The 22,469-nt window shown below is 64.1% G+C and carries 24 protein-coding genes; 14 read left to right on the top strand and 10 right to left on the bottom strand.

Annotated elements, in window-relative coordinates:
* Window positions 1-8 precede the first annotated feature (8 nt).
* From AC0J42_RS07200 to AC0J42_RS07180, 5 genes are all read left to right on the top strand, one after another.
* Complete coding sequence (locus AC0J42_RS07200) at window positions 9-416, top strand: YybH family protein (RefSeq protein ID WP_416422939.1); 408 nt, start codon at window positions 9-11, stop codon at window positions 414-416.
* 49 nt (window positions 417-465) lie between these two features.
* Window positions 466-1,965, top strand: coding sequence for a purine-cytosine permease family protein (locus AC0J42_RS07195; protein WP_473005636.1), 1,500 nt, complete (start codon window positions 466-468; stop codon window positions 1,963-1,965).
* Between the two features lie 90 nt (window positions 1,966-2,055).
* Complete coding sequence (locus AC0J42_RS07190; protein WP_416422937.1) at window positions 2,056-3,435, top strand: sodium:solute symporter family protein; 1,380 nt, start codon at window positions 2,056-2,058, stop codon at window positions 3,433-3,435.
* A 137-nt stretch (window positions 3,436-3,572) separates the two neighbouring features.
* Window positions 3,573-3,800, top strand: coding sequence for a phosphopantetheine-binding protein (locus AC0J42_RS07185; protein WP_416422936.1), 228 nt, complete (start codon window positions 3,573-3,575; stop codon window positions 3,798-3,800).
* A 10-nt stretch (window positions 3,801-3,810) separates the two neighbouring features.
* Window positions 3,811-4,059, top strand: coding sequence for a phosphopantetheine-binding protein (locus AC0J42_RS07180; RefSeq protein ID WP_416422935.1), 249 nt, complete (start codon window positions 3,811-3,813; stop codon window positions 4,057-4,059).
* 54 nt (window positions 4,060-4,113) lie between these two features.
* Here AC0J42_RS07180 and AC0J42_RS07175 read toward each other — a convergent pair whose 3' ends face one another.
* Both AC0J42_RS07175 and AC0J42_RS07170 read right to left on the bottom strand, forming a co-directional pair.
* Window positions 4,114-4,239 (bottom strand): PA1414 family protein, encoded by a 126-nt coding sequence (locus AC0J42_RS07175; RefSeq protein ID WP_416422934.1) that lies wholly within the window; start codon window positions 4,237-4,239, stop codon window positions 4,114-4,116.
* Between the two features lie 163 nt (window positions 4,240-4,402).
* Entirely contained in the window at window positions 4,403-4,807 is a 405-nt protein-coding gene (locus AC0J42_RS07170; RefSeq protein WP_416422933.1) for a transcriptional regulator, read from the bottom strand.
* 127 nt (window positions 4,808-4,934) lie between these two features.
* On the opposite strand from AC0J42_RS07170, the gene AC0J42_RS07165 reads away from it, so the two are divergent.
* Window positions 4,935-5,210 (top strand): hypothetical protein, encoded by a 276-nt coding sequence (locus AC0J42_RS07165; protein ID WP_473005635.1) that lies wholly within the window; start codon window positions 4,935-4,937, stop codon window positions 5,208-5,210.
* A 46-nt stretch (window positions 5,211-5,256) separates the two neighbouring features.
* Here AC0J42_RS07165 and AC0J42_RS07160 read toward each other — a convergent pair whose 3' ends face one another.
* The gene (locus AC0J42_RS07160) at window positions 5,257-6,594 is read right to left on the bottom strand and encodes a DEAD/DEAH box helicase (protein ID WP_416422931.1); all 1,338 of its coding nucleotides are present in this window, start codon (window positions 6,592-6,594) and stop codon (window positions 5,257-5,259) included.
* Window positions 6,595-6,758: 164 nt separating this feature from the next.
* Here AC0J42_RS07160 and AC0J42_RS07155 point away from each other — a divergent pair, with 164 nt between their 5' ends.
* From AC0J42_RS07155 to AC0J42_RS07140, 4 genes are all read left to right on the top strand, one after another.
* On the top strand, window positions 6,759-8,069 hold the full coding sequence (locus AC0J42_RS07155; RefSeq protein ID WP_473005634.1) for a mechanosensitive ion channel family protein: 1,311 nt from the start codon (window positions 6,759-6,761) through the stop codon (window positions 8,067-8,069).
* A gap of 229 nt (window positions 8,070-8,298) precedes the next feature.
* A complete protein-coding gene (locus AC0J42_RS07150) occupies window positions 8,299-8,664 on the top strand; it encodes a hypothetical protein (RefSeq protein WP_473005633.1) in 366 nt (121 codons plus the stop codon).
* A gap of 369 nt (window positions 8,665-9,033) precedes the next feature.
* Window positions 9,034-10,215, top strand: coding sequence for an MFS transporter (locus AC0J42_RS07145; RefSeq protein WP_473005632.1), 1,182 nt, complete (start codon window positions 9,034-9,036; stop codon window positions 10,213-10,215).
* A gap of 12 nt (window positions 10,216-10,227) precedes the next feature.
* On the top strand, window positions 10,228-11,445 hold the full coding sequence (locus AC0J42_RS07140; RefSeq protein WP_473005631.1) for an ATP-grasp domain-containing protein: 1,218 nt from the start codon (window positions 10,228-10,230) through the stop codon (window positions 11,443-11,445).
* 4 nt (window positions 11,446-11,449) lie between these two features.
* Here the strand turns inward: AC0J42_RS07140 and AC0J42_RS07135 are convergent, their stop codons facing one another.
* From AC0J42_RS07135 to AC0J42_RS07120, 4 genes are all read right to left on the bottom strand, one after another.
* Window positions 11,450-11,866 (bottom strand): Lrp/AsnC family transcriptional regulator, encoded by a 417-nt coding sequence (locus AC0J42_RS07135; protein WP_416422927.1) that lies wholly within the window; start codon window positions 11,864-11,866, stop codon window positions 11,450-11,452.
* Between the two features lie 2 nt (window positions 11,867-11,868).
* Window positions 11,869-12,732, bottom strand: coding sequence for a carboxylate/amino acid/amine transporter (locus tag AC0J42_RS07130; protein WP_416422926.1), 864 nt, complete (start codon window positions 12,730-12,732; stop codon window positions 11,869-11,871).
* A 277-nt stretch (window positions 12,733-13,009) separates the two neighbouring features.
* Entirely contained in the window at window positions 13,010-13,609 is a 600-nt protein-coding gene (locus AC0J42_RS07125; RefSeq protein WP_416422925.1) for an FMN-dependent NADH-azoreductase, read from the bottom strand.
* A gap of 143 nt (window positions 13,610-13,752) precedes the next feature.
* On the bottom strand, window positions 13,753-14,067 hold the full coding sequence (locus AC0J42_RS07120; RefSeq protein ID WP_416422924.1) for a 3-phosphoglycerate kinase: 315 nt from the start codon (window positions 14,065-14,067) through the stop codon (window positions 13,753-13,755).
* A gap of 50 nt (window positions 14,068-14,117) precedes the next feature.
* On the opposite strand from AC0J42_RS07120, the gene AC0J42_RS07115 reads away from it, so the two are divergent.
* The 4 genes from AC0J42_RS07115 to AC0J42_RS07100 are packed head-to-tail and all read left to right on the top strand — an operon-like array spanning window position 14,118 to window position 18,303.
* The gene (locus AC0J42_RS07115; protein ID WP_416422923.1) at window positions 14,118-15,041 is read left to right on the top strand and encodes a LysR family transcriptional regulator; all 924 of its coding nucleotides are present in this window, start codon (window positions 14,118-14,120) and stop codon (window positions 15,039-15,041) included.
* A gap of 12 nt (window positions 15,042-15,053) precedes the next feature.
* A complete protein-coding gene (locus AC0J42_RS07110) occupies window positions 15,054-15,869 on the top strand; it encodes an alpha/beta fold hydrolase (protein ID WP_416422922.1) in 816 nt (271 codons plus the stop codon).
* A complete protein-coding gene (locus tag AC0J42_RS07105; protein ID WP_473005630.1) occupies window positions 15,863-16,426 on the top strand; it encodes a peptidylprolyl isomerase in 564 nt (187 codons plus the stop codon). The genes AC0J42_RS07110 and AC0J42_RS07105 overlap by 7 nt, the downstream gene beginning before the upstream one ends.
* A gap of 44 nt (window positions 16,427-16,470) precedes the next feature.
* The gene (locus AC0J42_RS07100; protein WP_473005629.1) at window positions 16,471-18,303 is read left to right on the top strand and encodes an ABC transporter ATP-binding protein; all 1,833 of its coding nucleotides are present in this window, start codon (window positions 16,471-16,473) and stop codon (window positions 18,301-18,303) included.
* A 25-nt stretch (window positions 18,304-18,328) separates the two neighbouring features.
* Here AC0J42_RS07100 and AC0J42_RS07095 read toward each other — a convergent pair whose 3' ends face one another.
* The 3 genes from AC0J42_RS07095 to AC0J42_RS07085 form a co-directional block, all read right to left on the bottom strand.
* Window positions 18,329-19,450 carry a GNAT family N-acetyltransferase gene (locus tag AC0J42_RS07095; protein ID WP_473005628.1) on the bottom strand — a complete coding sequence of 374 codons (1,122 nt, stop codon included), beginning with the start codon at window positions 19,448-19,450 and terminating at the stop codon, window positions 18,329-18,331.
* Window positions 19,451-19,540: 90 nt separating this feature from the next.
* Window positions 19,541-20,842, bottom strand: coding sequence for a hypothetical protein (locus AC0J42_RS07090; protein ID WP_473005627.1), 1,302 nt, complete (start codon window positions 20,840-20,842; stop codon window positions 19,541-19,543).
* Window positions 20,843-21,062: 220 nt separating this feature from the next.
* Window positions 21,063-22,421, bottom strand: coding sequence for an OprD family porin (locus AC0J42_RS07085; RefSeq protein WP_416422918.1), 1,359 nt, complete (start codon window positions 22,419-22,421; stop codon window positions 21,063-21,065).
* Window positions 22,422-22,469: the final 48 nt, after the last annotated feature.

The following is a 22,469-nucleotide window of genomic DNA, read 5'->3' as shown; positions in this document are numbered from 1 at the left end:
ACATGGCCATGAGCAAACAAGAACAAGTATTGCAAGCCGCCCGCGACCTGGTCACCGCCTTTGCCAGCAACGACCGTGAGGCGTATTTCGACGCCTTCACGGCCGATGCCACCTTTGTGTTCCACACCCTTGCGCAGCCCCTGTTGTCCCGCGATGCCTATCGTGAGGTGTGGGACGGCTGGCGGCGCGAGGATGGCTTCGAGGTGATTGAATGCACCTCAAGCAACGCCGTCGTCAGCCTGCAGGGTGACGTGGCGATATTCATGCATGACGTGGCCACCCAGCTGCGCATGCAAGGGGAGCTGTACTTTAGCCAGGAGCGCGAGACCATTGTGTTTCGCCAACAACAAGAAGGCCGCTGGCTGGCCTGCCACGAACACTTGTCCGCTGCACCCTCGACACTGCCCTCCCCTTGACCGCCGCGACGCCCGCGTAGACGGGCGCCCGCAATGATCGGAGCAGATCATGAACAATAACAACAGCACGACCAGCATCAGCCAGATAGAAACCTTCGGGGTCGAACAGATCCCGGACCACGAAAGGAATGCCAAGCCCCTCGACCTGTTCCGCCTGATCTTCGGCGGCGCCAATACCTTTTCCACCGCGGTGCTGGGCAGCTTTCCGGTGCTGTTCGGGCTGTCGTTCCAGGCCGGCCTGGTGGCCGTGCTGCTGGGCACCTTGGTCGGCGCGCTGATCCTGGCGCCCATGGGCCTGTTCGGCGCCATCAACGGCACCAACAATGCGGTGTCCTCGGGTGCGCACTTCGGCGTGCACGGGCGCATTGTCGGCTCGTTCCTGTCGCTGCTGACCGCCATCGCCTTCTTCTCGCTGTCGGTGTGGAGCTCGGGTGACGCCCTGGTGGGCGGCGCCAAGCGCCTGATCGGCCTGCCCGAAACCGACCTGACCCTGGGCCTGACCTACGGGCTGTTCGCGGTGCTGGTGCTGGCCGTGTGCATCTACGGCTTCCGCTTCATGCTGTGGGTCAACAAGATCGCCGTGTGGACCGCCAGCATCCTGTTCCTGTCGGGCATCGCCGCCTTCGCCGGGGCCTTCGACGTGAACTACGCCGGCACCGTCAGCCATGGCCAGGCCGGCTTCTGGGCGGCCTTCATCGGCGCCTCGCTGGTGGCCATGAGCAACCCGATCTCGTTCGGCGCGTTCTTGGGCGACTGGTCGCGCTACATTCCGCGCAGCACCTCCAAGGCGCGCATCATGGGCGCAGTGGTGTTCGCCCAACTGGCCACCCTGCTGCCGCTGCTGTTCGGCCTGGCCACCGCGACCATCGTCGCCACCCAGGCGCCGGACTACATCGCCAACAACAACTACGTCGGCGGCCTGCTGGCGGTGTCGCCGGGCTGGTTCTTCCTGCCGGTGTGCCTGTTGGCGGTGATCGGCGGCATGTCCACGGGCACCACCTCGCTGTATGGCACCGGCCTGGACATGTCCAGCGTGTTCCCGCGCCTGTTGTCGCGGGTGCAGGCCACGCTGCTGATCGGCCTGATGTCGATTGCCTTCATCTTCATCGGCCGTTTCGCCTTCAACCTGGTGCAGAGCGTGTCGACCTTCGTGGTGCTGATCATCACCTGCACCACGCCATGGATGGTGATCATGCTGATCGGCCTGCTGGTGCGCCGCGGCTGGTACTGCCCCGATGACCTGCAGGTGTTCACCCGCGGCGAACAGGGTGGCCGCTACTGGTTCCACCACGGCTGGAACTGGCGCGGCCTGGGGGCCTGGATTCCCAGCGCCCTGGTAGGCCTGTGCTTCGTCAACCTGCCGGGGCAGTTCGTCGGCCCGCTGGGCAACCTGGCCGGCGGCATCGACATCAGCCTGCCGGTGACCCTGGGCCTGGCGGCGGTGGTGTACCTGGTACTGCTCAAGCTGGTGCCCGAAGCGGCAGCGGTATACGGCCCAAACGGTAAAACCGGCAGCACCTCCATCGCTGCCAGCGCAACCACCGCCTAACCCGTAGCAGCGGCCGCAGGCCGCGTCCTGTCCATCAGGACGCAGCCTGCGGCAGCTGCTACGTACACAATAAGATCGGAGAAACTCCCCATGGCTCTGGATATTTTCGTCGTCGCGATCTACGCGGCGGGCATGCTGCTGCTTGGCTGGTACGGCATGCGCAAGGCAAAAACCCATGAAGACTACCTGGTGGCCGGCCGCAACCTGGGCCCGTCGCTGTACATGGGCACCATGGCCGCCACCGTGCTGGGCGGTGCGTCCACCGTCGGCACCGTGCGCCTGGGCTACGTGCACGGCATTTCCGGCTTCTGGCTGTGCGCGGCCCTGGGCCTGGGCATCGTCGCCCTCAACCTGTTCCTGGCCAAGCCGCTGCTCAAGCTGAAGATCTTCACCGTCACCCAGGTGCTGGAGAAGCGCTACAACCCCATGGCGCGCCAGGCCAGTGCGGTGATTATGCTGGCCTACGCGCTGATGATCGGCGTGACCTCGATCCTGGCCATCGGCACCGTGCTGCAAGTGCTGTTCGGCCTGCCGTTCTGGCTGGCGGTGATGGCTGGCGGCGGCGTGGTAGTGGTGTACTCGACCATCGGCGGCATGTGGTCGCTGACCCTGACCGACATCGTCCAGTTCGTGATCAAGACCGTCGGCCTGATGTTCATCCTGCTGCCCATCTGCCTGTACCGCGTGGGTGGCTGGGATGAACTGGTGGCCAAGCTGCCGGCGTCCAGCTTCAGCTTCACCAGCATCGGCTGGGACACCATCATCACCTACTTCATGATCTACTTCTTCGGCATCCTGATCGGCCAGGACATCTGGCAACGGGTGTTCACTGCCAAGAACGAAAAGGTCGCCGTGTACGCCGGCACCACCGCTGGCCTGTACTGCATCGTCTACGGCCTGGCCTGCGCGCTGATCGGCATGGCCGCCCACGTGCTGCTGCCGGACCTGGACAACGTCAACAACGCCTTCGCCGCTATCGTGAAAGCCAGCCTGCCCGATGGCATCCGTGGCCTGGTGATCGCCGCGGCCCTGGCCGCCATGATGTCCACCGCCAGCGCCGGCCTGCTGGCCGCCTCCACGGTGCTGACCGAAGACCTGCTGCCCAAGCTGCGCGGCGGCAAGCAGTCGAGCCTGGGCATCAACCGCCTGTTCACCCTGCTGACCGGTATCTGCGTGCTGGGTATCGCCCTGGTGGTGAACGACGTGATCAGCGCCCTGACCCTGGCCTACAACTTGCTGGTGGGCGGCATGCTGATCCCGCTGATTGGCGCCATCTTCTGGAAACGCGCGACCACTTCCGGGGCCATTTGCAGCATGACCCTGGGCTTCATCACCGCCCTGGTGTTCATGTTCAAGGACGGCCTGGATGCCAACACCCCCATCTACTACAGCCTGGCGGTGGGCCTGGTAAGCTTCGTGCTCGTCAGCCTTTTGTCACGCCGCCCGGCGCTGGCAGCCAAACTGGCCTAAGATGTTGAAAAAAGCCGTATCCCTGGTAGTTGCATAAACCAAGGGGTGCGGCGCTTTCACCAGGAAGGCCGCTGTTGTTCTGACAGTACCGCAAACGAATTGCCGGACGGAGCGTGCACGCATTTCGGAGGTCTGCCATGAACCGCACAGACATTCAGTTGTATATCCACAGCACCATCGAGCAACAACTGGCGGCGCAGCAATGCGACCCGCCGCGCCTGGACCTGGCCGAGCTGTTCCGCCGCCTGGAAAAGCTCTTCGGCGTACCGCTGGACCCTGACCGGGTGCTGCGCCAGGTCAGCACCATCAACGACCTTTCCCGCTTGATTCAACGGATGAATCCCCACGACCGCGCTTCCGCGTAGGGGCCTCGCCATGCCGCGATTCGGTATTCGCAAGACCGTGCACAATTTCATCAGCGACTTTCTGGGGGACGGCGACTTCGACGACGATGTCAGCCTCGAATCCCTCGGGCTGGACAAGAAGGACATCATGGAATTGATCACGCGCCTGGAGGATGAGTACGGGCTGACGGCGTTTACCATCGAGGAGGACAGGTTGCTGGAGCAGGCGGTGACGGCCAATGACTTGTGGCGGTTCTTGCGCGAGATTGCGCGCCACTGACGAACCCATAGCCGCAGCCTGGCGGCAGCGGCTACCGGTGGATTGAATGCAGACTCAGCGGCGCGGTTGGCGGCGACGGTCTTTGTCTTCGGTGGGAATCGGGATTGGCTGCAGCGGCGGCGGAATCAGGCCCAAGGCAACGCCAAGGTCGTGGAGCCAGTTGTACAGAGTGCGGTTCATAGAGCCCCCCTTAGGGTAAACCTGAGCGACGGGTCAATGTTTGCGTCGTCTCAAGCAGATCATAGTCCTGATTGCCATCATACGCACCGGGTAAAGTGCGGCAAAAGGTCTCAATCAGGACGGATTTCATCTGCCAGTCAGCGTGTGCCCGACGATCGGTCGGTTACACCGACCCACCGGCGATCTGCGCCTTGCTGGCCACCTCATCGAAGGTGTCCGGCAGCAGCGCGTCCTGCTGTTCATCCAGCACCTGGCGGGGGTGTTCATGCCCCGGAATGCTGGTGTCGATCAGGCTCAACAGGCTGGAACCGCGCGGGGTCAGCACGAAGTTCTCGCCGTTGCCGCCCTCATCTTCGGGGCGCGGGGCGATGTAGCCGCGGTCCAGCAGCAGCTTCTCGTACTCGCCGGCCAGGGCCTTGAGGTGGTCCAGGTCCCCTGGCGCGCCCCCGTCTGCGGCTACCTGGGCGGCATGCTGCTCGGCATAGGGGCGCGGGGTGAAGCTGTGCCCGGCGCCGTTCTGCACCTCATGCAGCAGGCGTTCGATCAAATCCCAGTTATACGTTGTCATCCTGAGCTACCTCCAACACAGAGTGAAAGGGCCTACACAGGTTGTGACCCGCGCGCCGCGCAGCCGTTCACGCTGAACTTTCGGCGGGCGCGCAGGCTCCACCGGGTATCGCGGCAGGAGGTGGATGATGAAGACGGTAACGAGCATCGCGGGCGCGTGCATGCTGCTGGTAAGCGTGAACGGCTTCGCCTGTACCCTGGAAGAGGCCACGGCCAAGCGGGAGCAGTTGGCGCAGGAGGTGGCCAGGCTGACCCAGCAGAACCCGCAGAAGGCCAGGGAAATCAACGCTGAGCTGCAGGGCATGAAGCTGGACACCGCCAGCAAGGATTTACCGGACAAGTGCCAGCTGATCGACAAGCGCCTGCAGGAGCTGGATGAAGCCGGCAAGAAAGCCGACTCCTGAGACATCAAGCCACCGCTGCCTCGCGGCAGCGGCTACAACCGCGGGATTACTCGGCGTCAGCGGCCGGCTTGCGGCGCTTCAACGGCGCCATGCCGTCGCTGCTCACCAGCTGCTCGGCCTTGGGCTTGTTGACTGTCTTGCGCTTGGTCGGGCCCTTGGCGGCGGTTTTCTTGTCACCTTTCTTGGCGTCGGTCTTTTTCTTCTTCACACCCACGGCCTTGCCCGAAGCCTTGACCTTCTTCGGCCCGCTGTAGGTGCCTTTCACTTCCTTGATGACGCGGCGCTCGAACTTCTGCTTCAGGTAGCGCTCGATGCTCGACATCAGGTTCCAGTCGCCGTGGCAGATTAGCGAAACGGCCAGGCCTTCGTTGCCGGCGCGGCCAGTACGGCCGATGCGGTGCACGTAGTCATCGCCGCTGCGTGGCATGTCGAAGTTGACCACCAGGTCCAGGCCGTCCACGTCCAGGCCACGAGCGGCCACGTCGGTGGCCACCAGAATCTTCACGCCGCCCTGCTTGAGGCGGTCGATGGCCAGCTTGCGGTCCTTCTGGTCCTTGTCGCCGTGCAGCACGAACGCCTTGTATTCCTGGGCCACCAGGCGGCCGTAGATGCGGTCGGCCATGGCCCGGGTGTTGGTGAAGATGATCGCCTTCTGGTAGGTCTCGTTGGCCAGCAGCCAGTTGAGGATCTGTTCCTTGTGCACGTTGTGGTCAGCAGTGACGATCTGCTGGCGGGTGCCTTCGGCCAGCTGGCTGACGTTGTTGATCAGCAGGTGCTCGGGGTCTTTCAGCACCTTGCCGATCATGTCGCGCAGGCCGGCGCCGCCGGTGGTGGCCGAGAACAGCAGGGTCTGGGCGCGGTCCTTGCACTCGTCGCTCAGGCGCGTGACGTCTTCGGCGAAGCCCATGTCGAGCATGCGGTCGGCTTCGTCCAGCACCAGCACTTCGACCTTCTTCAGGTCCAGGTTGCCGGCGTTGAGGTGTTCCAGCAGGCGGCCAGGCGTGCCGATCAGGATGTCCGGCACCTTGCGCAGCATGGCGGCCTGCACCTTGAAGTCTTCACCGCCGGTGATCAGGCCGGACTTGATGAAGGTGAACTGCGAGAAGCGCTCCACTTCCTTCAGGGTCTGCTGGGCCAGCTCGCGGGTCGGCAGCAGGATCACCGCGCGAATTTCCACGCGGACCTTGGCCGGGCCGATCAGGCGGTTGAGGATCGGCAGCACGAAGGCTGCGGTCTTGCCGCTGCCGGTCTGCGCCGTCACCCGCAGGTCACGCCCTTGCACTGCCAGCGGGATAGCCGCTACCTGCACCGGGGTAGGCTCGACGAAATTCAGCTCGGCCACGGCTTTGAGCAGGCGTTCATGCAAGGGGAATTGGGAAAACACGGGTGTTACCTCGGCGAAGTACATAAATTCAACTGCATAGCGTAACGGTTTGCGCGGCAATAAGCCGAACTTCTTTACGTGTGGTAACGCACTTTTTGCCAAATTGTCGTGTCGATGGGCTCTAATGACCGGCCCGACCGCTGACCGGACGCCCGTCGCACCCCATGGATATTCACGCTTTCTGGCTCCAGGCCCAGGCCCTGTGGGCCGCCCTGGAACATCAACCGCTGCTGCGCACCGGCCTGGCCCTGGCCGTGCTGCTGGCCATTGCCCTGGGCCTGGGCCGCCTGGCCCGCCAGGTGCTGCTGTACGGCATGCGCCTGCTGGCCCGCCAGCCGGCCCTGCACTGGCTGGACGACCTGCACCGCAACAAGGTGTTTCACCGCCTGGCGCAGACGGTGCCGTCGCTGGTCATCCAGTTCGGCCTGGCGCTGGTGCCGGGCCTGAGCGACAAGACCACCCTGTTCATCGGCAACCTGGCCCTGGCGGTCACCTTCCTGTGCCTGACCCTGGGCCTGGGCGCCCTGCTCAACGGCCTGCTGGACATCTACGCGCGCACCGAGCACGCCCGCACCCGCTCCATCAAGGGCTACGTGCAACTGGCAAAGATGATCCTGTACATCTTCGCCGCCATCGTCATCGTCGCCACCCTCATCGACCGCTCGCCGCTGTTGCTGCTGTCGGGCCTGGGCGCCATGTCGGCGGTCATCCTGCTGGTGTACAAGGACACCCTGCTGTCGTTCGTGGCCAGCGTGCAGCTCACCAGCAACGACATGCTGCGCGTGGGCGACTGGATCGAGATGCCCCAGGTGGGCGCCGACGGCGACGTGGTGGACATCACCCTGCACACGGTGAAGGTGCAGAATTTCGACAAGACCATCGTCAGCATCCCCACCTGGCGGCTGATGTCCGAGTCGTTCAAGAACTGGCGCGGCATGCAGCAGTCCGGCGGCCGGCGCATCAAGCGCAGCCTCAACATCGACGCCAGCGGCGTGCGCTTCCTCACCGACGAGGAACAGCAGCACCTGGCCCGCGTGCACCTGCTGACCGACTATGTGGGCCGCAAGCAGGCCGAAGTCGCCAGCTGGAACCAGGCCCAGGGCGAAGTCGCCGACCTGCCCGCCAACCGCCGGCGCCTGACCAACCTGGGCACCTTCCGCGCCTTCGCCCTGGCCTACCTGAAAAGCCACCCCGACATCCAGCCGAACATGACCTGCATGGTCCGCCAAATGCAGACCGACGCCCAGGGCGTGCCATTGGAAATCTACTGCTTCACCCGCACCACGGTGTGGGCGGAGTACGAGCGTATCCAGGGCGATGTGTTCGACTACCTGCTGGCAGTGTTGCCGGAGTTTGGCTTGAGCTTGTATCAGCAGCCTAGTGGGGCGGATATGCGGGTAGGGTTGACGGGCAATGTGAAACATTTGCTTGCCAAATCCTGCCTTGACCCAGCGGCGGTGGCGTCCCAAGAATAGCGCTGCTCTGCCATGCCTTCACCGTACGAATGGAGAAGGCCGCCGGAAAAAAGGAGGCCCCATGCCCACTGTTTCAATTGCGTTGATCAAGGAAAGCAACAGGCGTCTCGCCTCATCTTCGAAGCGAGCGGTCGCCGATCGTTCGTCGAAGCTGTCCAGGGAGACGCTCAACGACATGATGAAGAGAGCGTTTGAGCGCCTTGCCAACGGATAGAAGGATGACGGTGTTTTGTGCCAGACATCACCGAGCAACGAACCAGGGACGGCGCCATCAGCAGTCGCCACGCCGCCCGTGCGTATTGAAAACACGCGATCCGATGTCTATCGCGAATTGGTCGAAAACGACGATGACTTCCTCGGATTACTCGCCTATTCGCTCTACAAGCGACACAAAATTGAATGGCTTCGCAGCCACCCTGATGAAAATCACGAGGCGTTCAAGCGAGTAGCCTGTACACCCCAGCAAGTGAGGATGTATCACGACCAAGCCACCCAGATGGCGAGAAACATGATCAACGAATCGCTTGATCAATTGGGCGAAGAGCTACGGGAGAGCATCACCGACGGGTTATCATCGCCAGGATCGACAGCATGAGGCCAGGATTCTGGCGCTCGCTGGGGAATCATACGTTGAGCGGGATTGCCTCGGTCGCAGTGGCTCTGTCGTTGTTTGGTCTGTTCACCCTGTACTCCAGTTTCCAGGAAAACGGTGGCCTGGAGGGACGCATCCGGCAGATGGCAAACCCACAGCACGAGGCACGCAGCTAGAGCGATTCCAAACTGTCGTCCACGCCCCTTCAACGCAAAAAACACCGTTCTCGCCTTTCAGCTCCCTCGAAGCATCACCCCGCTGCCACACGCTTTAGTAAATTTCACTACGCCAACCGTTCTTTTCAAACTGCCCCCGCCCCGCCCCGGCTTATAGCATTGATGCCCTGCCACGCATCCTTCGCCACGGGGCCCCATGAATAACAACAAGGTAGCGCTGCCGGCGTTCTATACCATCGTCACGCTGTTCACCGGCCTGGACATGGCCATTGTCATCGCCATGGTGTGGTTCGGCCTACAGGCCACCGGTTCCACCTTCCTGGTGGGCGCCACGCTGTGTATTGCCACGGTGGTGCCCTACGCCCTGGAGCAGTACCTGGGCCGTTTTTTCACGGTCGGGCTGAGCATGAAACGGCTGTTGTACATCCGTCTCGCGGTGTTCCTCGCCATCCTGGGGTTGTCGTTGACCCAGGCGGCGCTGATGCCGGTCGGTTTCCTGGGCATCGCGTTCCTGGTGGGGGTGACCGATTACTTCACCATCAGCACCCTGGAATCGCAGAACACCAAGCAGGTGCTGGCCGGGCGGACCAACAGCGACACCTCGGCGCGCCTGATGCAGACCGCTATCCAGATCGGCGCCTTTGGCGGGGCGATGCTGGGCGGGGTGATCGTCGACGTGTTTCCGCTCAACCAGACCCTGCAGTTCATCGCCGTCGCCGCTATTGCCGCGCTGGGCGCCATCGCCCTGGTCGGGGGCATGGCCGAGGTCAGCGCGGTGTCCCAGCCGGGCAGTTCGCCGGCGCCCGCCGTCAGCCTGGGCAGCCAGCTGTACCTGCTAATCGTGGTGTTGAGCCTGATCGGTTTCCACATCGGCGCGTTCAACAGCCTGGTGCCCATCGTGTTCCAGAAGCTCAACGGCTGGGACGCCACGCTGTTTGGCACCGCCAGCGGCCTGGCCGGCCTGGGCGCTTTCTGCGCGGCGGTGTTGCCGCGGGTGCGGCTGGGCAGCTACGCCGCGGTGGCGCTGATCGTCGTCGCCGACGTGGCCATTGTCTACTTCGCCAACCCGTGGGCGGTGCTGACCGCAGCCTGCGTGCTGGGCTTCTGCATCAACAGCCTGCGTATCCAGTTGCGCCGCCAGCTGATCGAGGCTGCGCCCGACGCCCATGCCGCCGACCTGATCGCGGCCAGGAGTTCGCTGTATTACCTGCTGGTCAGCGGCGCCGCGCCCATGTTGCTGACCCTGTTCACCACCCACGCCATGCTGGGCTTCGAAGGGGCGCGGGCGCTGATGGTCGCCGCTGCCCTGCTGCTGGGCAGCGCCGTGCTGCTGCGCACGCGCTGGCCCGCACCGCGCGCCGCCGTCGCGGCCAAGTAGGAACCTGCGCCCATGAGTTATGTTGTGATCGTCGACCCGTTTTCCACCGGCAAGCTCTACGCACCGCTGCTCAATGCCCTTGGCCTGAGTTGCATCGCCATCATTTCCCGACCCAACCTGCCCGCGCACTTCACCCAGGACCTGGCACCCGGGCATTTCCTCCATGTGCTGGACTGGAGCCCCGAGGCCGCACACTTCCTCGACGCCTTGGGTGTGCAGGCGGTGATCGCCGGCTGCGAGACTGCCATTCACCTCACCGACCGCCTCGCCAAGCAACTTGGCCTGCGGGGCAACAGCCCCGTCACCAGTGGCGCGCGGCGCAACAAATACATCATGCAGCAGGCGCTGGAACAGCGCGGCGTGACCCACATCCCGACCCGCCTGGTAACCCGCCCACGGCAGATCGCGCAGGCGCTGGAGGCCGTGGCTGACGGGCGCCAGTACGTGGTCAAGCCCATCAATTCCGCCGCCTCCCAGGGGGTGGTGTTTGCCACGGGCCGCCAGGCGGTGGCCCAGGCCCTGGGCAGCGCCGGGTGGGAGCAGAAGAACGACCTGGGGGAAACCAACCTGGGGTTTGTGCTGCAGCCGTTCATCAGCGGCCCGGAATACGTGGTCGACATGGTCGCCTTCAGTGGCCAGTACCATATCGCCTCGGTGTGCCGGTACACCAAGATCCGGCGCAACGGCAGCCCCTTCGTCTACGATAGCCTCGACACCCTGGACCCGGCGGACGAGGCGCTGGCGCCGCTGCTGGCCTACGCCCGCCAGGCCGCCGCCGCGCTGGACGTGGCGGTTGGGCCGCTGCACATGGAGATCATCTGGGCGAAAGACGGCCCGGTGATGATCGAGGCCGGCGCGCGCCTGCACGGCGGCATTGCCCCACAGCTGTTCCAGCAGGTGTACCAGCCCGACCTGTTGTCGCTGGCCGTGGACAGCTACCTGGGCCGCCCCGCGCCCGCGGGACCGGGCTACTCGCGGCAGGCCCGGCACGGCCGCATCGGCTTCTTCTGGACCGACCGGCCGGGCACCTTCCAAGGCCCCGGCAACGAACGCGCGGCGACCACGGTGCCCGGCTACGGCGGCCACCGCTACTTCGTCAGCCCAGGCAGCGCGCTGCCCGCCACCCTCGACTTCGCCACCTGCCCGGGGCTGTTCTGGCTGAGCCACGACGACCCGGACCAACTGGACCGCAGCGCTGAACAGCTGCGCGCCTTGCTATGGGGCCACTGAGGCCTCAGCGCCAGGCGGTGAGCACCGGGTTGATGACCACGTCCCGCACCTGCTCCAGGGCCAGGATCTGGCCCTTGAGCGCCATCAGCTCTTCGAAGCTGCGATAGCTGACCTGCAGCAGCATGTCGGTATCGCCGAACAGCGAATAGGCATGGATGATCTGCGCGTGCGCCTGGAGCTGCGGGAACACCAGGTGGCAGCTGTTGCCCTCCAGTTGCAGCATCAGGAAAGCGCTCTGGTCACCCTTGTCGTCTTCGGCGACGTTGATGGTGAAGCCGAGGATGACGCCGCTGTCGACCAGCTTCTGCACCCGTGCCTCCACCGCCGTGCGCGACTTGTGCACCTGCCGCGCCAGCTGCGCCAGGCTGACCCTGGCGTCTTCCTTCAACGCAGCGATGATCTGCTTGTCGACCTTGTCCATTGTCACGTTCCTGCAGGTTCACCCGCGCCACGGCGGCTGATCCACAGCGACGCCAGTATCACCGCGCCGCCCAGCGCCAGGCGGCCCAGGGGCTCGCTGTGGTTCCAGAACAACAGGTTCATCAGCAGCCCGGTGGGGATGTGCAGGTTGTTCATCACCGCCAGGGTGCCGCCGTTGACCTGGCTGGCGCCCTTGTTCCAGGCGTACATGCCCAGCGCCGTGGCTACCAGGCCGAGGAACACCAGCACGCCCCACTGGGTCGGGTCCTGCGGCAGGTGCTGGGGGTTGCCGAACGCCAGGAACGCCGGCAACGCCACCAGCAACGCGCCGACGAAGAAGTAGCCGAAGCGGCGGTACTGCGGCTCGTCGCTGGGGTAGCGCGCCACCAGCCGCTTGTACAGCACCTGGCCGGCGGCGTAGGTGAAGTTGGCCAGTTGCAGCAGCAGGAAGCCCATGAAGAAGTCCGGGGCGATGCGGTCGAAGCGGATGATCGCCGCGCCCGCTACTGCCACCAGCGCCGCCAGCAGCGCCCAGGGGTTGAAGCGGCGGTTGAGGGCGTCTTCGATCAGGGTCACGTGCAACGGCGTGAGGATGGTGAACAGCAGCACCTCGGGTACGGTCAGCACGCGGAAGCTCAGGTACAGGCACACGTAGGTGACACCGAACTGCAGCGCGCCAATCAGCAGCATCGAGCGCACGAACCCCGGCGCCATGCCGCGCCAGCGGCTCAGCGGGATGAACACCAGGCCGGCAATGATGACGCGCGCCAGCACGGCGAAATAGCTGTCCACGTGGCCAGCCAGGTAGACGCCGATGAGGTTGAAGGAATATGCCTGAATCAGTGTGACGAGAAGTAGATAGCCCATGGGTGCCCCTTGCGTGAGGCGGCGACCTTAATCAATTGCCCGGCACGGGGCAACCCACGGGGTCGCGGTGGCGCCCCGTAGCCGCTGCCGCAGGCTGCGCTGGCCCTGTGCCTCGCTGCACATCGGCAGGGTTCATGTAGGCCAGCGCAGCCTGGCGGCAGCGGCTACAGGCCTGCGTGGAATGCGGGCAATAAAAAAACCCGGCACGCGTGGGGGACGCGGCCGGGTTGAAGCACCAAGGAGCGGGAAGTGCAAAAAGGAGCAATCAATCGATGAATCAAGCCACCTGGGCCACCAGCGCCTTGGCCTGGTTCAGGCCTTTCTCGCTGAAGTCGCCGCCCAGGTTCATGCCCTCGGCATGAATGAACTGCACGTCATGGATGCCGATGAAGGCCAGCACCTGGCGCAGGTAGGGTTCCTGGTGGTCCGCGCTGCTGCCGGCGTAGATGCCGCCGCGGGCGGTCAGCACGATGGCGCGCTTGCCGGTGAGCAGGCCCTGGGGGCCGGTCTCGGTGTACTTGAAGGTCACCCCGGCGCGCAGCACGTGGTCGAGCCAGGCCTTGAGGGTGCTGGGGATGGCGAAGTTGTACATGGGCGCGGCCAGCACCAGCACGTCGGCGGCCAGCACTTCCTCGGTCAGCGCGTTGGAGCGGGCCAGGGCCTGCAGTTCCTCGGCGCTGCGCTGGGCCTCGGGCTTCATCCAGCCACCCAGCAGGTCGGCGTCCAGGTGCGGCACCGGGTCAGTGGCCAGGTCGCGCACGCTGATGACGTCGGCCGGGTGGGCCGACTGCCACTGGTCAATGAACTGCGCAGTGAGCTGGCGCGAGATGGAACCGTCTTTGCGGGCGCTGCTTTCGATGATCTGTACGCGGGACATGGGCTTGGCCTCCAATCAGGTGCGCTGAGTTGATGGAGGCCATGTTAGAGCGGGAATAGTTGATAAAAAAGCGCAAAAAACCGCTTCAACCTATCAATTAAGTTGATTTACCAGGCCGTTCCTCTACTCTATTTCCCATGCGTTCAGGCTGGCTTGCAGGTGATCGTCAGGCGCAACTTGAGAATGTCGCGGTTGAAGCGCTGCAAGGCGCTTGCGGTCTGCCCAGGCTCCACCCGCACCTTGCGGGTGCGCGGGGATTCGGGGCCGTTGCGGAAGACCACGGTGCACTCCGCGGCTTCCGGCCCGTCGTTGCGCAGGTCGATCGAACCCATGTCACCGGCGGTGTCATAAGTGGTGTAGGAGATTTCGGTACCCGCCAGGTGTTTTTCCACCTCGATGGGGTAGGCGAAGGCAGCCACGGGCAACAGCGTCAGCAAGAGCGCACAGCAACTTTTCATTCGGCAGTCTCCAATAGGGAATTGCCAGCTTAGGACATCAGGAGCCGATGATGAAAGCGCCCCGCGTTACCCTGGATCAGTGGCGAACCTTGCAGGCAGTGGTCGACCATGGCGGTTTCGCCCAGGCCGCCGAAGCCCTGCACCGTTCCCAGTCGTCGGTCAGCTACACCGTGGCGCGCATGCAGGACCAACTGGGCGTGCCGCTGTTGCGCATCGACGGGCGCAAGGCCGTGCTCACCGAGGCCGGCGGCGTGCTGCTGCGCCGCTCGCGGCAGCTGGTGAAGAACGCCAGCCAGCTGGAAGACCTGGCCCACCACATGGAACAGGGCTGGGAGGCCGAGGTGCGCCTGGTGGTCGACGCCGCCTACCCCAGCGCCCGCCTGGTGCGCGCGCTGACCGCGTTCATGCCGCAGAGCCGCGGCTGCCGGGTGCGCCTGCGCGAGGAGGTGTTGTCGGGCGTCGACGAGGTGCTGACCGAGGGCGTGGCTGACCTGGCCATCAGCAGCTACAGCATTCCTGGCTACCTGGGCACGGAAATGAGCGCCGTGGAATTCGTCGCCGTCGCCAGCCCGGACCATGCCCTGCACCGCCTCAACCGCGAACTGAGTTTCCAGGACCTGGAAAGCCAGCTGCAGGTGGTGATCCGCGACAGCGGCCGCCACCAGCCCCGCGACGTCGGCTGGCTGGGCGCCGAGCAGCGCTGGACCGTGGGCAGCCTGGGCACCGCCGCCACCTTCGTCGGCAGCGGCCTGGGCTTTGCCTGGCTGCCACGGCACCTGATCGAGCGCGAGCTGCGCGAAGGCCTGCTCAAGCCACTGAAACTGGAACAGGGTGGCAGCCGCCACCCCACCTTCTACCTTTACTCCAATAAGGACAAACCCCTGGGCCCGGCCACGCAGATCCTCGTCGAACTGCTGCGCCAGTTCGACACCGCGCCCCTGGATGCGCCCTTCGCCGCCCCTCAACAAGCCTGACAGGAGTCGCCCATGGCCTTTTTCGAACACGACGGTTGCGCACTGCACTACGAAGAATACGGCCAGGGCGAACCCCTGCTGCTGGTCCACGGCCTGGGTTCCAGCGCCCCGGACTGGGAATACCAGGTGCCCGAGCTGGCGCCCCACTACCGCGTCATCGTGGTGGACCTGCGCGGCCACGGCCGCTCCGACAAGCCCCATGAACGCTACAGCATCGAAGGTTTCGCCGCCGACCTGGCGGCGCTGCTGGAGCGCCTGGGCACCGGCCCGGTGCACTACGTGGGCCTGTCCATGGGCGGCATGACCGGCTTCCAGATGGCCGTCGACTACCCCGCCCTGCTCAAGAGCCTGACCATCGTCAACGCCGCGCCCGAGGTCAAGCTGCGCAAGCCCGACGACTACTGGCAGTGGTTCAAGCGCTGGGGCCTGATGCACCTGGTGAGCATGGGCGCCATCGGCAAGGGCCTGGGCGGGAAACTCTTCCCGCTGCCCGAACAGGCCGAGCTGCGGCGCAAAATCAGCGAGCGCTGGGCCCACAACGACAAGCGCGCCTATATCGCCAGCTTCAACGCCATCGTTGGCTGGGGCGTGCAGGAACGCATCGGGCAGATCCGCTGTCCCACCTTGATCATCAGCGCCGACCGCGACTACACCCCGGTGGCGCTCAAGGAGCAGTACATCAAGCTGATGCCCAACGCAAAACTGGCGGTCATCGCCAATTCGCGGCACGCTACGCCCCTGGACCAACCCGAATTATTCAACCGGACACTCAAGGACTTCCTCGCCACAGTGTCCTCCACCCCCAAGGATCAACGAGTCCCATGCTGAAAAAAATCGCCCTCGCCGCCTGCTCCCTGATGTTCGCCAGCCAGCTGATGGCCGCCGACGCCCAGCACCCCCACGTGCTGATGGACACCAGCTTCGGCAAGGTGGAAATCGAACTGGACATGGTCAAGGCCCCCATCAGCAGCAAGAACTTCCTGGCCTACGTGGACAGCGGCTTCTACAACAACACCATCTTCCACCGCGTGATCCCCGGCTTCATGGTGCAGGGCGGCGGCTTCACCCCGCAGATGGCCGAGAAGGAAACCCGCGACCCGATCAAGAACGAAGCCGAGAACGGCCTGAAGAACGTGCGTGGCACCCTGTCGATGGCGCGCACCAGCGTGGTTGACTCGGCCACCAGCCAGTTCTTCATCAACGTCAACGACAACGCCATGCTCGACCACGGCAACCGCGACTTCGGCTACGCCGTGTTCGGCAAGGTGGTCAGCGGCATGGACGTGGTCGACCAGATCGTCCACGTGCAGACCACCAGCAAGGGTGGCATGCAAGACGTGCCTGCCGACCCCATTCTGATCAAGTCGGCCAAGCGCGTCGACTGACGGCCTGGCCCGAAGGCCAGGCCCAGCACAGGAGCTTTCGCCCCATGCTTTACCGCCGTTTCGAAAAATGGATCGATATCTTCCGTGAGGCGCCCACCGAGTCGCCACCCACCCGGGTGCTGGCCTTCTACGTGTACTACCTGCGCCAGGTCTGGCCCAGCTTCGCCGCCCTGCTGGTGGTGGGGCTGGTGGGTGCGCTGATCGAGGTGGCGTTGTTCAGCTACCTCAGCCGCATCATCGACCTGGCCCAGGGCACGCCCAACGTGCACTTCTTTACTGACCACGGCCTGGAACTGACGTGGATGGCCGTGGTGGCCCTGGTGCTGCGGCCGATTTTCGTGGGCCTGCACGACCTGCTGGTGCACCAGACCATCAGCCCCGGCATGACCAGCATGATCCGCTGGCAGAACCACAACTACGTGCTCAAGCAGAGCCTGAATTTCTTCCAGAACGACTTCGCCGGGCGCATCGCCCAGCGCATCATGCAGACCGGCAACGCCCTGCGTGACTCGGCGGTGCAGGCGGTGGACGCGCTCTGGCACGTGCTGATCTACGCCATCAGCTCGTTGATCCTGTTCGCCGAGGCGGACTGGCGCCTGATGATCCCGCTGATCAGCTGGATCCTTGCCTACATCGTTGCCCTCTACTACTTCGTGCCGCGGGTGAAGGAGCGCTCGGTGATCTCCTCCGATGCCGGCTCCAAGCTGATGGGCCGCATCGTCGACGGCTACACCAACATCGCCACCCTGAAGTTGTTCGCCCACACCAACATGGAACAGCGCTACGCCCGCGAAGCCATCAGCGAGCAAACGGAAAAATCCCAGCTGGCCAGCCGCGTCATCACCAGCATGGACGTGGCCATCACCACCCTCAACGGCCTGCTGATCGTCGGCACCACGGGCCTGGCCCTGTGGCTGTGGACCCAGTCGCTGATCTCGGTGGGCGCCATCGCCCTGGCCACCGGCCTGGTGATTCGCATCGTCAACATGTCCGGCTGGATCATGTGGGTGGTCAACGGCATCTTCGAGAACATCGGCATGGTCCAGGACGGCCTGCAGACCATCGCCCAGCCGGTCAGCGTCACCGACGCCAAGAACGCGCCCAAGCTGAAGGTGGACCGCGGCGCCGTGCGTTTCGACAACGTCGACTTCCACTACGGCAAGGGCAGCAAGATCATCGAGAGCCTGACCCTGGACATCCGCCCCGGCGAGAAGATCGGCCTGATCGGCCCCTCCGGCGCGGGCAAGTCCACCCTGGTCAACCTGCTGCTGCGCCTCTACGACCTGCCCGGCGGGCGCATTCTCATCGACGGCCAGGACATTGCCCACGTCAGCCAGGAAAGCCTGCGTGCGCAGATCGGCATGATCACCCAGGACACCTCGCTGCTGCACCGTTCCATCCGCGACAACCTGCTGTACGGCCGCCCCGGCGCCAGCGAAGCGCAGCTGTGGGACGCCGTGGTCAAAGCTCGCGCCGACGAATTCATCCCGCACCTGTCCGACGCCCAGGGCCGCACCGGCCTGGACGCCCACGTGGGCGAGCGCGGCGTGAAGCTGTCCGGCGGCCAACGCCAGCGCATCGCCATCGCCCGGGTGCTGCTGAAAAACGCGCCCATCCTGATCATGGACGAAGCCACCTCGGCGCTGGACTCGGAAGTGGAAGCGGCGATCCAGGAAAGCCTGGAAACCCTGATGCAGGGCAAGACCGTGATCGCCATCGCCCACCGCCTGTCCACCATCGCCAAGATGGACCGGTTGGTGGTGCTGGAGAAAGGCCGCATCGTCGAGCTGGGCAGCCACAAGGAGCTGTTGGCGCACCAGGGGTTGTATGCGCGGTTGTGGCACCACCAGACGGGTGGGTTCGTAGGGATCGATTGAGGTGGGACGCCGCCTTCGGCGGCTGCTACGGGGTGTCTGGCTGGCGATAGGGTAGCGCCGCCCGCGCCTCTTCGGCGTATGCCCTGACCCCGGCGCGCTCTTCGTGGAGGAACTCCGCTACTGCGTTCTTTAGCCCCGGATGGCTGAGGTAATGCCACGACCGGGTAATCACCGGCTCGAACCCGCGAATCAGCTTGTGCTCACCCTGCGCCCCGGCGTCGAAGCGCTGGAAGCCATGGGCGATGGCGTAGTCCATGCCCTGGTAAAAGCAGGTCTCGAAGTGCAGGCGGTCGAACTCGGCCAGGCAGCCCCAGTAGCGGCCGTACAAGGTGTCGCCGCCCACCAGGCTGAAGGCCATGGCCACCGCCCTGCCGGCCTGGCGGGCGAAGACCACGCGGATTGACTCGGGCATGCGTTCGGCCAGCAGGCTGAAGAAGGTGCGCGTCAGGTAAGGGGCCTGGCGCCGCACTGCGTAAGTGTTGGCGTAGCAGGCGTAGACGAAGTCCCACTCGGCTTCGGTGAGGCCATTGCCCTCGCGCCAGTCGAACTCGAATCCCTGCCCGGCCACCTGCTCGCGTTCCTTGCGCATCTGCTTGCGCTTGCGCGAGGCCAGGACGTCGAGGAAGTCCTGGAAGTCGCGGTAGCCGCGGTTGTGCCAGTGGTACTGGCAGCCCAGGCGCTCCAGCCAGCCGGGCTGGTCGGCGATCAGCGCATCCAGCGCCGGGTCGGTGAAGTTGATGTGGGCGCCAGACAGCGCTTCCACCTCCACATACCCCGGCAACGCCTGGAGCAACGCCTGGCCGCTGCCCAGCAGGCGCGGCCCGGCCACCGGGCTGAAGGGCACGGCGCACAGCAGCTTGGGGTAATAGTCGATGCCGGCGCGGCGGCAGGCGTCGGCCCAGCCGTGGTCGAACACGTATTCACCGTAGGAGTGCCATTTGCGGTAGGCGGGCATGGCCGCGACCAGCGTGCCGTCCTCGATGTGCAGCAGGTGTTCGGGACGCCAGCCGGACTGCTTGCCCAGGCTGCCGCTGTCTTCCAGGGCGCTGAGGAAAGCGTGGCGCAGGAATGGCTGGTCGATGGGCAGCAAGGCGTCCCAGTCGCTGGCGGCGACTTCGCCCAGGCTGTGCGCGACGTGCAATGGCATGGCAATCCCCTCGTTGGAAGGGGCAAGAATGCCATATCCGCAACGTAACCGGCAGCCCGTTCCCACGGAACCGGGCTGCAATGGCGAGTGTTAGAGCAGCAACCGAGCAAATACGGGCACCATTGCGGCGCGGCCACCATGGAACCCTGCCACTACCGCCCGGCCGGCCTTATCAAGGCTGATTGAACGCCCGACAACCGCGCAGTCGCTCATTCGATCGGTCGATGCGAACTTCACGCCGGCCTGGCCGAATGAGGTATCGCGCGTACCATCGAGTTGGTATTTTTCGATCACCAGTTGCGCGCCGCCTTTATCGTAGCGTCCGACCGTCAGGTAGCCGTCATCCAGCGCAATGCCCCGACGGCCGTAAATTGGAAGTCCTGCAAAACTGACCTCCAGACGCTTTCCGTCATTGAATTGCGGGTCAAATGCACCGTCATCCAGGCGAAGGCACACCTGCGCAGCCGTCTCCACCGCAATCAAGGCCTGTTCACTGGCAAAAAATAGACCCAGGGGAGAAAGTCGTCGACCAAGGAGCGCGAAACCGCCCGTGCCAAAATGCTGGTCGATCACGCCTGCCGGAGACATCCGGGCTACAAAACTCTCCACGTATGTAAAGTCCGGTGTATAGCGAACCCCTCCAAAATACAGGCCGGTCTCGGAGGCACAAGCCGACAGCACCGAGGACTCGAATGTAATCGGCTTCAGCAAGGCGATTCCATCACTGCCAAACTCCCTGTCGACATCACCCTCCACGTCAAATGCAAGCACCCCACCCGATTCAAATAAGACACCGTCATCGTGCTGGATTTTCCCGTTCAGCAGGGCAAAGAGTCTTCGGCCGACCCGCAGGCAATCCCCTCCCCCAAAGCTCCGGTAAGGTAGCTCCCTGGCCGCACTGTCTTCTAGAGCCAGCTGGCCTTTGGACGGCCTCCCCGTGGTGCAGAACACCTGAAGCACGGCTTGCTTGAACACCCTGAAGCCATCTTCACAGAAACTGTTATCGAGCACGCCGGTGTCTGTGTAGCGGGCCATGGCAGGAAAGATATCGAGGTCGTCGCCGTAATACAGGTAAACCTCCCCAACCACCAAGACCTTGCCCGGCAGGTCGATAATCTGGAACACCGAGGACCGGGAGTTGACGGTATTCCTGTCCCGGGGGAATCGGCCCTCGATAACCCCTTGGTCTCCGAAGGTAGTATCCAGCCTACCCATTTCAGTCAAGCGTGCGAGGGTGTAGTTCTCGCCGGAATGGAAGGCCACATACATTCGCCCATCGGGCAAGGCAGCAGTGGTCATTCCCATGTTGTCTTCGCCTGGCGAGCCTGGCCGTACGAATCCGTCGATGCCGAAGCCTGGATCAAACTCTGCCGCTGTTATTGCATTGTTCATGACTCTCTCCCATCCGCACGCGTGGGGGGTTAATAAAACGCGTGATTCATCAGAACGTAGTCGGGAGGAGACGCACAACTGTCAGAAGTAACAGTTCGAACGCCGACCGCAATGCGCACGGCCTCGTTCAGGGTATCGGCTGCAAAAAAAAAGCCCCGCACTGGGCGGGGCAAGAGAGAGCTTTAACGGATGAGGAAAAAGCGGTTACACATTCAGCGAATTACAACAGCGGGATCGAGTAGCTCAGGATCACGCGGTTCTCGTCCTGGTCGCGCTGGCCCGGGATGTCGTTGCGCCACATGCCGTTTTTCCAGGTGAAGCCCAGGCCCTTGAAGGTGCCTTCGGGTACCACGTAGGCCAGGGTGATGTCGCGTTCCCACTCGGTGCGGTTGTTGCCTGCAACGCCGCCAGTCGCCGTCACGGTGTCGATGTCGCTGCCACGCAGGTAGGTCACGCCAGCGGTCGCGCCCGGGAAGCCGATCGCGGCGAAGTCATACGAGTAGCGCGCCTGCCAGGTGCGCTCGCCGGCACGGCCGAACTTCTGGATCTGGGCGTCGGTGATGGTGTAGTTGGACGAACCGTTGCCCTGGTTCAGCCACGGGAAGTCGCTGTCGCCGTTGCTGACCTGGTAGCCGCCGCCAAAGGTGTGGCCGGCCACGGTGTAGAGGAACAGCGCACTGTACAGGTTGTTGTCGACCTTGCCCTTGCCGCTGGCCTGGCCCAGGTAGTTGCCCGAGCTGTAGTAGGTTGGGTCGTTGGCGTCCTTGCCGTCGTCGCGGCTGTTGAAGTAGCGGAAGTCCGACTTCAACACGCCCGGGCCGATCGACCAGTTGTGTACCAGGCCCAGGAAGTGCTGCTTGTAGAAGTCATCCAGGTTGCCGTAGTAGTACTGGAACAGCAGGTCCTTGGTGATCTTGTAGTCGCCACCGGCGTAGATGAACTTGTTGCTGCGACCGCCGGTGTTGCTGTTGCCGCTGCCATTGGCGCCGCCGATGGACAGGTCTTCGTTGTTGCTCGAGTTACGGTCCTTGACCTTCTCGATCTGACCGGCCACCAGGGTCAGGTCCTTGATGTCGCCGGAGGTGATCTGGCCACCCTGGAAGGTTTGTGGCACCAGGCGGCTGTCGTTGTACTGGATGACAGGCAGCTTGGGCAGCAGGGTACCCAGTTTCAGCTCGGTCTTGGAGATCTTGGCCTTGGCGGTCAGGCCCAGGCTGGAGAAATCGTCAACGGCGTGGTCACCGTCGCTGGGGAACACGTTGCCGCCGTCCAGCGCACCGGTGGGGTTGCCGTGGCGACCGGCGCCGGAGTCCAGGCGGATGCCCAGCAGGCCAATGGCGTCCAGGCCGAAGCCCACGGTGCCGGCGGTGTAGCCGGACTGGAAGTCCAGCTGGAAGCCTTGGCCCCACTCGGACTGGTAGTTGGCGTTCTTGGCGGTGCCCGAGTCGCGGTTGTCGTTGTTGATGTAGAAGTTACGCAGCTTCAGGGTCGCCTTGCTGTCTTCAAGAAAGCCTTCGGCCATAGCCTGCTGCGCCATGATACCCAGAGCCATGGTCAGGGCCACGGTGGACTTGTTCATTGATTTACTCCTTTGAGTACTGCTTTTTTAAGTTTTTTCAGCGGCGCT

Source organism: Pseudomonas sp. Tav-5-1A, from assembly GCF_055755055.1.
The sequence above is the reverse complement of the archived record's forward strand: the minus strand, read 5'-3'. Positions and strand labels throughout refer to the sequence as shown.